We start from the raw sequence: 14,694 nt of genomic DNA, 5'->3' as shown, positions 1-14,694 counted from the left end.
CGTTGATCAGCCGAGAAGGTCGCGAGCGGTCCGGATCATGGCGGCGATCGTGGGAGGCAGGCGTTCCTGGTCCGGGTCGTGGATCCTGCCCTCGCGGTGCCGGCGCAGGTTGTGGCCCATGATGGCGGCCATCTTCATCCGGCACAGCGCGCGGAACCAGTCGAGGTCGGGAAGCGGCGGCGCGCCGGCCAGATAGGCGTCCAGGAGCTCCGTCTCGGCCGGCAGCCCGGGAACCTCCCGTCCCAGCGCGGGGAAGTTGCGGTGGTCGGCGAACAGCAGGAACCAGCCGAGGTCGGTCCGCGCGTCGCCGACGCTCCAGATCTCCCAGTCGACGACGGCCGCCGCCCGCTCCGCCCGGCACAGCACGTTGCCGAGCCGGAAGTCGCCGTGCGACAGGACGGGCGGCAGGTCGCCCGGCACGTCCTCGGCGAGACGGCGGAGCAGGTCGTCGGCCCCGGGGCGCAGCTCGGCGGGCACCGCCCGCATCGTGCGGCTCCACTTCTCGAGTTCGGCGGTCGCGTCGCGGGGCGGCGGCACGTTCAGCTTCGGTGGGGGCGCGTCCAGCGTCAGTGGCGGCGGCACGTCCAGCGTCAGCGAGGCGGGGTCGACCTCGTGCAGGCGCCGCAGCACCCGGGCGGCCTCCATCATCCGCGCCCGTGCCAGACCGGGGGCGAGATCGTGGTCGTCGAGGACGGGTTCCACGGCCTCGCCGTGGACGAACTCCATGGCGAACCAGGCCGGTGGCCGCTCGTCGACCGCCACGACCTCCGGGACCGGCACCGCCGAACCGGCCAGCGCCCGCAGGACCCTCGCCTGGCGGAGCATGTCGTTGCGGCCCACCGGCCGTTCCGCGGCCGGGACGGCCTTGACGACGTACCGTTCCCGCCCCACGGTCGTCACGTAGGTGAGGCCGGAGTGGCCGCCGGCGAGCGTCCGCAACGGGCCCACCCGCCGGCCGGGGAACGCCTCGGCGACCCGCTGGGACAGGTCGGGCGCCGCGACGCCGGCGGTCATCGTGACGGCTCCATCGGCGTCCGTGGTCATCGTGACGGCTCCATCGGCGTCCGTGGTCATCGTGACGGCTCCTTCGGCAGGCCGAGCACCCGCTCGGACAGGATGGTGCGCTGGATCTCGTCGGTGCCGCCGGCGATGCTGTAGCCGGGCGCGCCGAGGAGGTGCTCGGTCCAGGCGAAGGCGCCCCACTCCCCCGTGTCGGCGACCAGGCGCGGCCCGAGAAGCTGCAGGACCAGGTCGGTGGTGCGGCGCATCGTCTCGGTGGCGTACAACTTCCCGACGGACGCCTCGGCGCCCGGTTCCCGGCCGGCGACCAGCGCCGCGGTCACCCGCAGCCCGATGAGACGCTGCACCAGCGTCCGCACGTACAGGTCCGAGACCTGGTTCCGTTCGCTCCCGGTGAGCGGCCTGGACAGGTGCCGCGCCAGGTCGACGGCGCGGTCGGCGTTGGCCAGGCCGAGGGAGCCGGAGTCGAGCCGTTCGGCGGCCAGCACTGTGAGGGTGACCCGCCATCCCTCGCCGACGGGCCCGAGCCGGTCGGCGTCGGGCACCCTCACGTCGTCGAGGTAGACCTCGTTGAAGCTGGTGCCGCCGGTCATCTGGCGGATGGGGCGGATGGTCACACCCGGGGCGTCCATCGGCACCATGAAGGCCGTGATGCCCGCGTGCTTGCGTGCTTGCGGATCCGTACGGCACACGGCCACGCCCCAGGACGCGGCCCGTGCTCCCGAGGTCCACACCTTGTGCCCGCTGAGCGTCCAGTCGTCGCCGTCGCGGATCGCCCGGGTGCGCACCGCGGCCAGGTCGGAGCCGGCCTCGGTCTCGGAGAACAGCTGACAGGCCAGTTGGTCCGCGCGCAGCATGGGCCTGATCCAGCGTTCCTGTTGTTCCCGCGTGCCCCAGATCCGGATGGCGGGGGCCACCAGTTGCTGGGTGACGGGGAAGATCTCCGTGCGGCGCGGGACGTCGAACGCCGCCTCCTCTTCCCGGTAGAGCTGCTCGTAGGACGCGGGCAGGCCGCGTCCGCCGAACTCCGCCGGCCAGCTCAGCGCACCCCAGCCGTGGTCGAACCGGGTCCGTTCCCAGGACCGGATCAGCTCCGTGTGCTCGCGTTCCTCGTCCTCGGACCAGTTCTCGAAGACCGCGACCGAGTCGTCACCCGTGCCCCAGGCACTGTCCGCCTGCCGCGGACGGGCGACCGACGTGAGCCAGGCGTGCGCTTCAGCCCGGAACCTCTCAGGTGCCGGAATATCGCTCATATGTCCTCCCTATCGGGACAGCACCGTGCAGGCGCTCACGCCGGGGGCACCGTAGACATGCGTGAACCCGACTCTCGGCCGGCCCGGCACCTGCCGGTCGCCGGCCTGCCCGCGCAACTGCTGGACCACCTCGTACACCTGGCGCAGGCCGGACGCGCCGATCGGCTCGCCGTTGGCGATGCAACCGCCGTCGGTGTTGACCGGCAGCGAACCGCCGATCTCGGTGGCGCCCGCCGCGATCAGCTTCTCCTGCTCGCCGTCATCGCAGAGCCCGCACTCGGCCATGTGCATGACCTCGGCGCCGCTCTCGGTGTCCTGCAACTGGCACACGTCGACCTCGCCCGGGCCGACGCCGGCCGCCTCGAAGGCCGCCGCGGCCGCATCCCGGCTCACGCTGGTCGGCTCGCCGCCCGCGACCCAGGGGCTGAAGACCTCGAACGAACCGAAGCGGCGCGATCTCACGACCGCGGACCGCAGGGTCACCGGCAGGCCGGTGACCTCCTTGGCCGCCGAGGCGGCGCACAGCACCAGCGCGGCCGCGCCCTCCCCGGGAGAGCAGAACATGTAGCGGGTCAGCGGGTCGTTGACCATGCCCGAGGCGAGGATCTCATCGGCGCTGAACGGGGTGCGCCGCCACGCGTTCGGGTTGCGGGCGCCGTTGCGATACGCCTTCTCCGCCACCAGTGCGAGCGTGCGCGGAGTGATCCCGTGATCATGCATGTAACGCCGGATCTTCATCCCGAAGAACTGGGTGGTGACCATCAACCCGTCGCGGCCGTAGGCGTCGTCGAGTCCCCAGTCGGCGGGCAGCGGGTCGAACGCGCCGCGCGGATGCTTGTCGAACCCGACCGCCAGGACGACGTCGGCCATGCCGGCGCGGATCGCGTTCACCGCCGAGACGAGTGCGCTGCCGCCCGTCGCGCATCCGTTCTTCACGTTGACGAACGGCAGGCCGGTCAGGCCCAGCTCGGCCACCAGGGTGTCGGCCAGGCCGGCGGCGTCGCTGCCCCCGAACGCGGCTCCCACCCGTGACCACGGGATCCCGGCATCGGCCAGCGCCGCGTTCACCGCCTGGACGGCGTGCCGGCGCCCCGTCATGCGCTCGGTGCGGCCGAACGGCGATATGCCGGCGCCGGCGATCAGCACGCCGGTCATGGGGTCTCCTCGATCGGGACGGCGCGCGGCACTTCGCCGGCGGATCCGATCCGCACCGGCATGCCGATCCGGATCGAGTCGAGGTCGTCCGTGTCGAGCACCGCCGCGACGCGAACACCCTCCGGCAGCTCCACGTAACCGACCGCGAACGGCCGGAAACCCTCGGCGGGCGGGATGTACGGGGGCGACTTGGGCGCGAACCGCTGAACCGTCCAGGTCCACAGCCGCCCCTCCGCGGACAGGGTCACCGCGGACGTCTCCCGCCCGCACCGTGGGCAGGCGCCGTCCTCCGGACAGGACGTCACCGCGCACCCGCCGCACCAGCGTCCCCGCAGCCCGGCCGGGTCGCCCGGCTCCGCCACTCCGGCGAGGTCCTGGCCCGGCGGGTCATCCGGCACCCCACGCGCGATCGCCGGCATCGGTCAGCGGCCCTTCCACTTCGGCTCGCGCTTCTCCAGGAACGCGGCCACGCCCTCGGCGGCGTCCTCGGAGTTGAGCGTCACGCCGACGGCGAGATGCTCCAACACCATCAGCGACTGGATGTCGGCGTCCAGACCGCGGTCGACGGCCATCTTGGTGATCCGCATCTGGAAGGGACTCTTGTCGGTCAGGTGGCTGATGAACTCCTCGACGGTGGCGTCCAGTTCCTCCGCCGGCGCCGACTTGTTGATCAGATCGAAGGCGGCCGCCTCGACTCCGGACAGAAGTTTGCCGGTGAGCATCAGCTCCTTGGTCTTGCGTACACCGATCATGCGGGGAAGCCGGTAGATCGGCCCCGCGCCGCCGAAGAGGGCCCGCCTGATGTGGAAGTCCCCGATCTTGGCGTCGTCCGCGGCGATCGCGAAGTCGCAAGAGATCATCAGCTCGAAGCCGCCGGCGGTGACGTACCCCTCGAGTACGGCCACAGAGGGGGTGCTCATCGAGTACAGCCTGTCGCAGATCTTCGCCGAGATGACCGCGACGTTCATCGCCGTGCTGCTGCCGATGTAGTCGGCCTGCAGCTCGTCGAGGTCGAAGCCCGAGCAGAAGGTGCCGCCCCGGCCGCGGAGGACGAGGACGCGCAGCTCCGGGTCGGCGTCGACCTCGGTGATGATCTCGTCGAGCCGCTGGAGGATCGGCAAGGTCACGCAGTTCTTCTTCCGCGGGCGGTTGAGCCACACCCGTGCCACGTGCCCGTCGCGTTCGAACTGGATCTCGTCGTTGACGCTCAAGTCTCCTCCTGGATCGACTAACTGAACTGAATTCAATACAGTTCTAGGTGCCGGGAGATCCCCCTGTCAAGGGGCCCGAGCTACGGTGAATCGCGAGCGTCAAGCCGCGTCGAGGCCGAGCAGGCGGGCCAGGCGTGCCCGATGGTCGCCGGGTGTCCCGAAGAGGACCTCCGCCGAACGAGCCCGCCGCACGTAGAGGTGAGCGGCGTGCTCCCAGGTGAACCCGATCCCGCCGTGCAGCTGCACGTATTCCGCGGTCGCCCGGCTGTAGGCGCCGGAGCAGACCACCTTCGCCGCACTCGCCGCCACGGGCAGCTCGTCGGATGAGGCGGTGACGCACGCCGTCGCGTACGCCGCGGCCGAGCGGGCCGCCTCGATCTCGACCAGGAGGTCGGCGAGCCGGTGCTTGACGGCCTGGAAGGAACCGATCTGCCTGCCGAACTGGCGGCGTTGCCGTACGTAGGACACCGTCGCGTCGAGCGCGTGAGCGCTGCCCCCGACCTGTTCGGCGGCCAGGCCGGCACGCCCGATGTCGAGCACGCGCTCGACGACCCCGCTCGTGCTCCCCGGCTCTCCGATCGGCACGAGAGGGGTGTCGGTGAGTGTCACCAGCGCCTGCGGGCGGGTGCCGTCCAGGACCTGCCGGGCCGTACGGGCCAGTCCGGCGGCCTCGGCCTCGCACGCGAAGAGGGCGGGCCCGCCGGAGGTCTGAGCCACGACGACGATCAGGCCGGCGCCGCACCCGTCGAGCACGAAGTCGGCGCTCCCGCCGCCCACCCAGCCGCCGGCTCCCGGCTCGGCGTGGAACCGGCCGTGACCGTCGAAGCCCGCCACCGTCGCGGTGAGGGTGCCCGCGGCGACGCGGGGAAGGTAACGGGCACAGGCCTCGTGATCTCCGCTGAGCAGCAGGGCCGAGGTCCCGAGGACGACGGTGGACAACAACGGCGCGCGCGGCAACGCCCGCCCCGACTCCTCCAGGACCACCGCGAGCTCGGCGAACGAGAACCCCGATCCGCCGTACGCCTCCGGTATGGCCAGGCCCTGGACACCGAGCTCCTTGGCCATCCGCGACCACACGTCCTCGTCGTAGCCGCACCCCTCCGGCACGTGCTCGCGCAGGTGCTGCGGCGGGGACGTCTCGGCGAGGAAGTCGCGCACGACCTGCCGTAGCTCCTTGCGCTCCTCGGTCTCACCGAGCAGAGCGGGATCGACGTCGAGCATCAGGCCTCCAGCGTGTTCACGTCACCAGTGGTCAGCCCCGTGGTCAGCCCAGTGGACAGCAGGGTCTCGGTCGTCCCGCCGAAATACGCCCGCTCCGCTCTTTCCGCGAACAGGGGGTCCGTCGGCTGTCCCCTGGCGGCCACCCGGCCCTCATGCAGCACCACGACCGCATGACAGGACGTGAGCGCCCGGCTGAGCAGCTGCTCCAGGAGCACGACGGTCATGCCGTCGTGAGCGAGCCGGTTGATCCGCGCGTAGACCTCGTCGACCAGGGCAGGCGCCAGGCCTAGTGCGGGCTCGTCGAGGATCAGCACGTCGGGCCGGGCCATGAGGCCCCGTGCGATGGCGAGGATCTGCTGCTCTCCTCCGCTCAGCCCGCCCGCCGCCGCCGAGAGGCGGCCGCGCAGCCGCTCCGGCAGCCACTCCGCGACCTCGTCCAGGCGGGCCCGCAGGTCAGATCCCCGGAGACCGGCCGCGTACCCGGCGACTTCGAGGTTCTCCTGCAGCGAGAGGGTCTTGAACAGGGCACGGCCCTCGGGGACGAGGCCGGCGCGGATCCGGCGCCCGTCGCCCTCGCCGATCAGCACCTGCCCCGACGACGGGCGCAGAGAGCCATGGACGATCCGGCCGAGCGTGCTCTTGCCGGCCCCGTTGGCTCCGACGACCCCGATGACCGCGCCCGTGCCGATGTCCAGGTCGACGCCGTGCAGGGCGGCGACGCCGCCATAGTGATGGCTGACGCCGCGGACGGCGATGGCGGCGGTTTCGGAGTCGCGCGCCGCCGGCAGTTCGGCAGGTGCGGCGATCGAGCCGAGGTACGACGACCGCACCTGCGGATCCCGCAGGATGGCGTCCGGCGTGCCGGAGCCGATCGGCTTGCCGAAGTCGAAGGCGACCACACGATCGGCGACGGCGAACAGGTCGTCCAGCACATGATCGATGATCACGACGGCGGTGCCCTGGGCGCGCAGCCGGGCGATCTGCTGGGCGGTCAGCCGGCGCTCGGTGGCGTCCAGGCCCCCGAACGGCTCGTCCAGGATCAGCAGCGCCGGGTCTCCGGCCATCGCGCGGGCGAGATCAAGGCGCTTTTGCAGCCCGAACGGCAGCTCGGCCGGGTAACGGCCGGCCACGTCCGCCAGTCCGGTCCGGGAGAGCAACTCGGCGGCCCTGGCCCGGTCCGCGGCGCCGACCCGGCGCCTCCTGCACAACACGTTCTCGACGACCGTGAGTTCCGAAAACGTCTCCGCGTGCTGGAAGGTCCTGCCGATCCCCAGCCCGCGCCGGGCGGTGGCCCTCGTTCCCACCAGATTCCTGCCGGCGTAGCGGGCCGTGCCGCTGATCCGCGCGCCGCCGATGAGCCCGGACACGACGTTGACCAGCGTGGTCTTGCCGGCGCCGTTGGGGCCGATGATCGCGAGCACCTCGCCGGGGCGTACCGACAGCGACGCACCCTCGAGCGCCTTCAATCCTCCGAACCGCACGGACAGGTCGTCGACGACCAGCAACGGTTCCCGGTCGTCATCGACGGGCCGGTCGTGCTCATGGGCGACGGGCGCGCCTTCCTCGCCGGCGTGGTGCTCCAGTCCCGCCTCGCGGCGCCCGCTCATGCCCAGCGCCCTTCGCGTCATGGCGGCGGCGAACGGGACCACCCCGCCGGGCAGGAAGATCAGCGCGGCGATCAGCAGAACGCCCTGCACCACCGGCTGCGGCACCGATACGCCGTCGGCCACCGTCGGGACCCACGCCAGGTAGACACCGCCGACCACGGCGCCGGCGACCGTGCCGACGCCGCCGAGCACGCAGGCCGCGATGAGCGTGATGCCGAAGGCGAGCGAGAACGGTTCAGGGCTGACGAAACCGGTGATCAGGCCGAGCAGCACGCCGGCGAAGCCGGTGAACCCCGCGCTGACCGCGAACGACAGAGCGCTCTGCGCCTCGGGTGCGATTCCGACGGAACGGGCGGCAGGCGGATGCGCCTTGGCCGCCACCATGCGCATGCGCAGTCCGGTCGACTTTCCGAACACCGCGATCGAGAGCACGATCCCGGCCGCGAGAACCGCGAGATACTGCGCCTCGCCGCCGCCGCTCGGAACCGAGCCCAGGCCGAGCGCGCTGTCCAACTGGGACACCACCACCCCTTGGTCTCCGCCGGTGACGCCGGTCCAGCGGTTGATCACCTCCAGTGAGACCAGGCTGAACGCCAAGGTCAGCAGGGCGATGTAGAGCACGGAGAATCTGGCGCCGGCGTATCCGAGGAACGCGCCCATGAGGGCGCTCGACGCCACCGCCCCGAGGACCACCAGTTCCAGCGGCCATTGGTGCCCGCTCCCGTACGCCGCGAAGTACGCGCCCACGGCGAAGAAGGCGGGGTGGGCCACCGACCACACCCCCGACCACCCCGCGAGGAGGCCGGCAGACAGAACCACGATCGCGTAGACCGCGGCGAGCGCGACCGAATACGCCTGGTAGGCCGGGATCACCTCGAACCGCATCAGCGCGATGAGCACGAGCCCGACGACGGGGCCGAGCGCGGCCTTCACCAGGTTCGAGCGGGTGAATACCATGTGCTGCTCCTCAGACCCGCTGGAAGGTGCGCGTGCCGAACAGGCCCTGCGGGCGGATCAGCAACACGAGGACGGTGAACGAGAACACGAACGTGTCGCGGAAACCGGCCGAGACGTAGCTGGCCGCGACGTTCTCCAGCACCCCGACCGTCAGCCCTCCGATGACGGCGCCGTACATGCTCGTGAGGCCGCCGAGGAAGATGCCCGCGAAGGCGCGGAACAAGGGTGCTGCCAGCACCGTGGGCGCCAGACCGGATCGGGGTGCGTAGAGGCAGGCGGCGAGGGCCGCCAGGGCGAGGCCGAGAGCCCACGCGATGCGTGCGACGCGTTGCGCGCTGATGCCGATGATCTGGGCGGTCTCGGCGGATTCCGCGACCGCCCGCATCGCCGACCCCAGAGTGGTCCTGCTGAACAGGAAGGCGACCGCCGCCATCGCCACCGCCGCGATCGCGATGGTCAGCAGGCTCTGCGCGGGCAGCGCCGCGTCGCCCCACCGCACGGTGCCGTTCACCAGGCTGGGGAACGTCTTGGGCTGGGTGCCCCACACCGAGTTGACGACGCTCTCGGCGATGAGCGAGACGCCCATGGTCACCACCAGGGCGGAGAACAACTGGCCCTGGCCGAGCGGCCGGATCACCACCTCCCGGACGGCCAATCCGGCCAGCGCGGTCACGACGACGGCCGCGAGCACGCCGACCGCTGTCGCGACTCCGCCGTCGGTGAAGGTGATCGCGACGTACAGCCCCAGTGTGGCCAGGCTGGCCAGAGCGAAGTTCACCACGTCCGTCGCGCGATAGATGATCACGAGGCCGAGGCCCATCAGACCGTAGACCGCGCCGCTGGCGACGCCGCTCACCAGGACGAGCAGGAACTGATCCATTTCGGCCGCCATCCTCTCGCGGTGCCCGCTCACCCTTGGGCCTTAATTGAACTCAGTTCGAGAACTCTAGATGACGGCTTCACGGTTCACAAGAGGACCTTCGCCGGAGTCAGAGTCATGAACTGACTTCAGTTTGCTATGGTGGGAGCCATGCTGATGCCGATCATCGGCGGCCGCGCGGCAGCCGCACTCCGCAGCGTGGCGAACCGGGTGCCGCGGTGAGAGCGCTGAGGCTTCCGGACTGGGGCCTCCTACCGGTCCTCACCGACGTCGAGCGGCCGGCCCCCCGGGACGGCGAGGTCCTGCTGCGGGTGGAGGCCGCGGGCCTGTGCCACTCCGACCTGCACGTCATCGACGCGAGCCCCGGCGGCCTGCCCTTCCGTGCCCCGTTCACCCTCGGCCACGAGATCGCCGGCCGGGTCGCCGCCGTGGGCCCGGCCGTCGCCGGCATCGCACCCGGCGACCGGGTCGCCGTCTACGGCCCCTGGGGCTGCGGCGAATGCCGGCGCTGCTCGGCGGGCCGCGACAACTACTGCGACCGCAGATCGGAACTGCCCTGGGCCGGGGCCGGACTCGGCCTCGACGGCGGGATGGCCGACTACGTCCTCGTGCCTTCGGCTCGCCACCTCGAGCCGATCGGCGAGTTCGATGCCGTACAGGCCGCGCCGCTGACGGATGCCGGTCTGACGTCCTACCACGCCATCCAGAGGTGCAGGCCGGCCTTGGGCGAGGGATCAACGGTCGCCGTCATCGGAGTCGGCGGCCTGGGGCACCTGGCCATCCAGATCCTCCGCACGCTGACGCCGAGCCGGGTGCTCGCCGTCGACGTGCGCGAAGAGGCTCTCGCGCTCGCCGACCGATGCGGAGCCCACCTGAGCACCCGCGTGTCGGGAGACACCGGCCGGGTCCTGCGGGCTGCGAGCGGCGGGTACGGCGTCGACGTCGTGCTCGACTTCGCGGGCACCGACGCGACGCTCGACCTGGCCGCCAGGAGCCTTCGCGCGGACGGGGAGCTCGTGGTGGTCGGCAGCGGAGGCGGGCGGGTGAGTGTCCGCAAACCGGGCCCGCTCCCCCAGGGCGGCCGGGTCTCACTGCCGTTCTGGGGCACCCGCCCCGAGCTCACCGAGGTGATCTCGCTCGGCCGCTCCGGCGCGCTCCACGTCGAGGTCGAGCGGTTCCCGCTCTCCGCCGCCCACGAGGCGTTGGCCCGGCTGCGCGCCGGACAGCTGAAGGGACGAGCCGTACTGGTTCCCGATTGACGTCGGCGGCCAAGGTTTCGTCTCTCCGCGTTCTGTCCCGCTAACGGGCGGCCAGCAGCGCCGCCATCAGTCCTGCCTCGACCACCAGGTAGAACCCGGTGGGATAGCACCGCGACGGCCGCTCCAGCAGCATGGAGACGACCCGGCCCGCGGCCATGCCGCCCAGCGCCAGTGCCACTGCGACCAGCACGCCGTCACGCAGTGTGCCCACATCGAACGCGGCCAGCGCCAGCGCCCCCGCCGTGGCGAGCCCGAAGCCCCCGTACACCGCCCGCACCTCATTCCGGCCGTCCGGCGAGGCCACCCGGATGCCGAACGGCGCCACCAGCGTCCCCGGCGCAACCAGGCCGTACACGCCCATCCCGGCGAAGAAGACCGCCACCACCACGATGATCACGTCCGACATGCCCGCATCCTGCCACCCGCTCCCCCTGCGGGCCATTACCCGGGGGGTAGGTGCCGCGGGCTCGGGTCTGCCGAGACGACGACGCCGAAGAGCAGCGGCTTTCAAGTCCGTGACGTCGTGAACCGCTCGGCGAACGCGGCGCGGTTCGCCGACTCCGGCATCCGGTCCCATACGGCGAACACCACGCGCTCGAACACGGCCGCAAAGGCGCCGTCGCCGGCCAGGTGGGCGTGGAAGGCCCCGGCGACCTCGCGCGGATCGTTGCGGAACACGCCGCAGCCCCACGCACCGAGCACCAGCACGCCGGCACCGTGATGCGCGGCCACGGCCAGGACGCGCCCCGCCCGCTCGTGAAGCGCCTGCCGGATCCGCTCACCCGCACCCGGGTCGTGGCGCAGCGCCTGCCCGGCGTTCGGCGCCGGCGAGGTGAGGAACGAGACAAGGTACGGCTCGGCCAGCAGCCGGCCGTCCTCGCCGCGGTGCACCGGCACACCGGGCGACCAGATGACACGGTGGCTGTAGAGCAGATCGGACGAGGCCCGGTGGGCGGCGTAGTAGTCGGCCGCCTGGAGGAGGCACGGGTACAGCAGGGCGTGGCGGCACAGGTCCTCCTCCTGAGCCTTGGCGCCTCTGATGTAGCCGCCTCCCGGGTTGCGGGCGGAGGCGAAGTTCAGCACGGCGATCCCGGCCGTCCCGTCCAGATGCAGCCGCCGCGCCGCCTGCAGGCTGCTCTCGCCGGTGACCTCGAACAACGTCCGGTACGCACCGGCCCTCGGCCGATCGAGGGGGCCGTCCGGCGAGTGACTCACGGTTGCGGCAACCGCGGCCCGCAGCGCGGCACTCACGTCCACGACTGTGCCGTCGGCGGCCGAGTACCGGCCCTCGGCGACGATCCGCTCGTTGTCGGCCGCGACTTGGCGCAATCTTCCGCTCACGCGTCCCCATAGTAGATCGTCACTGTCGTTTCGAAAGAGTGGTTTTCTCCCACCTCAGCGCTGAAGGCTCCTCGCATGTGGAGACCGCGATCCGTGCATGGGTGGGCGTGGCGAAGTGCCCGCACAGGTGCCGGCAGCCGTTCAGAGGTGAGCGGCGCGTTGTGAGGCGCATGGACCCGGGCAGAACAAATCCCGGCCTCGTGCTCCGAAACAGACATCCACCTGGATGCCGATGCGTATACGACGAGGCAGCGATTTGGGAGGTGTTGTCCGTGTGGCCGTTCCTGGGGCGACAGGCGGAAATCTCGGCGATCCACTCCGCGTTCATCGGGGATGACGTGGATGTCGTGTGGGTGAGCGGGCCCGCCGGCATCGGCAAGACCCGCCTGGCGAGGGAGGTCGCGGCCGGGCTTGCCTGCGCGCATACGTACTGGATCGGGGCCACCCGCGCCGCCGCGGCGATCCCGTTCGGGGCGGTGGCGGCACTGGTGCCGGACGGCGCGGCGTCGGGGGCGTCCGTGGAGCTCATCCAGGCAACCGTACGGGCCGTCGGCCGCTGGGGTGGCCGCCACCAGGTGGTCGCGGTCGTGGACGACGCCCATCTGCTGGACGACGCCTCTGCCGCGCTGATCACGCAGCTGGCCGCGCGCCGGCTCGTCTTCCTGGTGATGACCGTACGGGCGGGCGAGCCGGTCGCCGACGCGGTGGCCAAGCTGGGCGCCGACGGCCGCTGTCTGCGCCTTGAGGTCCCCGGGCTGCCGGAAGACGCCATCGACCAGCTGATCAACCACGTCAACGCGGCGGGGTCCGATCCCCGGACGCGGCGGCGGCTGCACCGGCTGGCCCAGGGCAACCCGCTGGCCCTGCGCGAACTCCTGTACGGCGGGCAGCCTGCCGGGCTGACCGACCTGATCAGCGCCCGGCTGGCCCAGCTGGACCAGGCCAGCCGCCACGTCGTCGAACTGGTCGCCTGCGGCGAGCCGCTGCCTCTGGACATCCTGGAGCGGGTGACCGGGCTTTCGGCCGTCACCCGGGCGGAGGACAGCGGCCTGATCGTGGTGGAGCGGTCAGCGGAACGCCGGCACGCCCGCCTCGATCATCCGTTGTACGGCGAAGTGCTGCGTGCCCGCCTGACGATCTTACGGGCCATGCTCGTCCACCGTGAGCTCGCCGAAGCCCTTGTGGCGACCCCGCTGCGCCGCCGCCACGACCGGCTCCTCGCCGCCGTCTGGCAGGTCGAGGGCGGGGTCGTGCACCGGCCTGAGCTGCTACCCTCCGGTGCGTCGCTCGCCATCGGGCACGCCGACCTGCAGCTGGCCGAGCGGTTGGCCCGCGCGGCCCGCGCGGCCCGGCCCAGCGACGAGACCGATCGGCTGCTGGCCGAGATCCTCGCCTACCAGGGCCGCACCGAGGAAGCCGCGCGCATCCTGCCTGCCGCGCCCCCGCCTCAGCCCGCCGACCGGCTGGCCTGGGCGGTCACCAGGGCCGAGACCCTGTACTGGGGCGCCGGCGACATCGGGACCGCCGTGTCGATATTGGACGAGTGGAGCGATCACGCCCTCGCGCGGGCCTCCAAATCCTGGCTCACCTTCTTCGACGGCCGCTGCACCGACGCCCTCGGGGCCGCCCACAGCGTGTTCGACGAACCGGGAGCCGAGCCCAAAGCCGTCGTCTGGGCCGCCGCCGCGGGCGCGGCCGCCGCCGGATTCCTCGGGCGCGTGGACGACGCCCCTCCCATTCAGGACCGAGGGCTCGCGGTCGCCGCCGCGCACGAGGACACCGTGCCGTGGGGCCGGTTCCAGGTGAACACCGGGGCCTGCCTGGCCCAGCTCGCAGGCGGCCGGCCGGAGGCGGCGGAGGACATCGCCACGGCCGAATACCAGCACGCGATCCAGGGCGGCGCCGCCTCGATGCCGGGCGCATGGGCGCTCTTCGGCGGGCTGGCCGCCGCCGCCCGCGGGCACGTCGATCGGGCGCACCATCTGCTCGCCGAGGCCTATGCGGAAGGCGTCGTGAACGACACCTTCCGGCTGACCCGTTGCTGCCAGGCCGCGCGGGCGGCCGTCGCGTCGTTGCGCGACGACTCCGACCGGGACCTGTTCATGGCCGACGCCGACTCCCGGGCGCACGCCTCGAACCGGATCTTCGCGTCCTGGACCGAGACCTGGCGAGCCTGGACGCATTTCAGCCGCGGTGACCTGTCGCAGGCGCTCGCCGCCACGACGCGCGCCGCCGCGCTGGCGCGTCAGGCGGGTTTTCCGGCCGTCGAAGCCCTGGCGCTCTACGACGTTGCGCGCCTGGGCCGCAAACCCGATCTGGGGCGGCTGGACGAGATCGATCACGATCTGGCCGGGCTCGTCGGCCGGGCCGCCCGTGCTTTCGTCGTACAGGATCGTGCTCGGGACCTGGAGGCCGCCGCCCAGGAGTTCCGGGCGCGCGGCTACGACCTGCACGCCGCCGAGGCGTACACGGTCGCGGCGCATCGATACCGGCGCCATGGCCTGGCCGCCCGGGCCGAGCTGGCCCTGGCCCGCGCGGCGCAGCTGCGGTGGCTCTTCCCCGATGTCCGGACCCCCCTGCTGCAACCGGAGAGCCTCATCACCGTGCTCAGCCCGCGCGAACGCGAGGTTCTCCTGCTGGCCGCTCACCACACCAGCGCCGAGATCGCCGACCGGCTCGGGCTCGCGGTGCCGACCGTGAACAACAACCTCGCCCGCGCCTACACCAAGCTCGGCATCGCCGGGCGGAGCGATCTGCGTTCCCTGCTGGACACCTGAGGACGGCCGACGG

General features: G+C 72.0%; 12 protein-coding genes. 2 read left to right on the top strand and 10 right to left on the bottom strand.

Annotation, left to right across the window (positions count from 1 at the left end; translation table 11 throughout):
• Positions 1–6: 6 nt before the first annotated feature.
• The 8 genes from ACIBX3_RS23780 to ACIBX3_RS23745 all read right to left on the bottom strand — a co-directional run bounded on the left by ACIBX3_RS23780 (position 7) and on the right by ACIBX3_RS23745 (position 9,304).
• Positions 7–1,074, bottom strand: a complete 1,068-nt coding sequence (locus ACIBX3_RS23780) for a phosphotransferase family protein (RefSeq protein WP_397120390.1) — start codon at positions 1,072–1,074, stop codon at positions 7–9.
• Complete coding sequence (locus ACIBX3_RS23775) at positions 1,071–2,273, bottom strand: acyl-CoA dehydrogenase family protein (RefSeq protein ID WP_397120388.1); 1,203 nt, start codon at positions 2,271–2,273, stop codon at positions 1,071–1,073. Before ACIBX3_RS23775 ends, ACIBX3_RS23780 begins: the two co-directional genes overlap by 4 nt.
• A gap of 9 nt (positions 2,274–2,282) precedes the next feature.
• Positions 2,283–3,428, bottom strand: a complete 1,146-nt coding sequence (locus ACIBX3_RS23770; RefSeq protein ID WP_397120386.1) for a thiolase family protein — start codon at positions 3,426–3,428, stop codon at positions 2,283–2,285.
• Entirely contained in the window at positions 3,425–3,826 is a 402-nt protein-coding gene (locus ACIBX3_RS23765; RefSeq protein WP_397120384.1) for a Zn-ribbon domain-containing OB-fold protein, read from the bottom strand. The genes ACIBX3_RS23770 and ACIBX3_RS23765 overlap by 4 nt, the downstream gene beginning before the upstream one ends.
• A 24-nt stretch (positions 3,827–3,850) precedes the next feature.
• Entirely contained in the window at positions 3,851–4,639 is a 789-nt protein-coding gene (locus ACIBX3_RS23760; protein ID WP_397120382.1) for an enoyl-CoA hydratase/isomerase family protein, read from the bottom strand.
• Positions 4,640–4,738: 99 nt separating this feature from the next.
• On the bottom strand, positions 4,739–5,860 hold the full coding sequence (locus ACIBX3_RS23755; RefSeq protein WP_397120380.1) for an acyl-CoA dehydrogenase family protein: 1,122 nt from the start codon (positions 5,858–5,860) through the stop codon (positions 4,739–4,741).
• Positions 5,860–8,424: an ATP-binding cassette domain-containing protein gene (locus ACIBX3_RS23750; protein ID WP_397120379.1), complete on the bottom strand. Its 2,565-nt coding sequence runs from the start codon at positions 8,422–8,424 to the stop codon at positions 5,860–5,862. The genes ACIBX3_RS23755 and ACIBX3_RS23750 overlap by 1 nt, the downstream gene beginning before the upstream one ends.
• 10 nt (positions 8,425–8,434) lie before the next feature.
• A complete protein-coding gene (locus ACIBX3_RS23745; RefSeq protein WP_397120378.1) occupies positions 8,435–9,304 on the bottom strand; it encodes a branched-chain amino acid ABC transporter permease in 870 nt (289 codons plus the stop codon).
• A 218-nt stretch (positions 9,305–9,522) separates the two neighbouring features.
• Here ACIBX3_RS23745 and ACIBX3_RS23740 point away from each other — a divergent pair, with 218 nt between their 5' ends.
• Positions 9,523–10,563, top strand: coding sequence for an NAD(P)-dependent alcohol dehydrogenase (locus ACIBX3_RS23740; protein WP_397120376.1), 1,041 nt, complete (start codon positions 9,523–9,525; stop codon positions 10,561–10,563).
• 40 nt (positions 10,564–10,603) lie between these two features.
• Here the strand turns inward: ACIBX3_RS23740 and ACIBX3_RS23735 are convergent, their stop codons facing one another.
• Both ACIBX3_RS23735 and ACIBX3_RS23730 read right to left on the bottom strand, forming a co-directional pair.
• A complete protein-coding gene (locus tag ACIBX3_RS23735) occupies positions 10,604–10,969 on the bottom strand; it encodes a DUF4345 family protein (RefSeq protein WP_397120374.1) in 366 nt (121 codons plus the stop codon).
• A gap of 101 nt (positions 10,970–11,070) precedes the next feature.
• Positions 11,071–11,904: a TIGR02452 family protein gene (locus ACIBX3_RS23730; RefSeq protein ID WP_397120372.1), complete on the bottom strand. Its 834-nt coding sequence runs from the start codon at positions 11,902–11,904 to the stop codon at positions 11,071–11,073.
• Between the two features lie 272 nt (positions 11,905–12,176).
• Here ACIBX3_RS23730 and ACIBX3_RS23725 point away from each other — a divergent pair, with 272 nt between their 5' ends.
• Positions 12,177–14,681, top strand: a complete 2,505-nt coding sequence (locus ACIBX3_RS23725; protein WP_397120370.1) for an AAA family ATPase — start codon at positions 12,177–12,179, stop codon at positions 14,679–14,681.
• The last annotated feature ends 13 nt before the right edge of the window (positions 14,682–14,694 follow it).

This window comes from Nonomuraea sp. NPDC049480 (assembly GCF_044465905.1).
Taxonomy (GTDB): domain Bacteria; phylum Actinomycetota; class Actinomycetes; order Streptosporangiales; family Streptosporangiaceae; genus Nonomuraea.
Note: the sequence above shows the minus strand (reverse complement) of the source record. Positions and strands in the feature narration are given on the sequence as shown.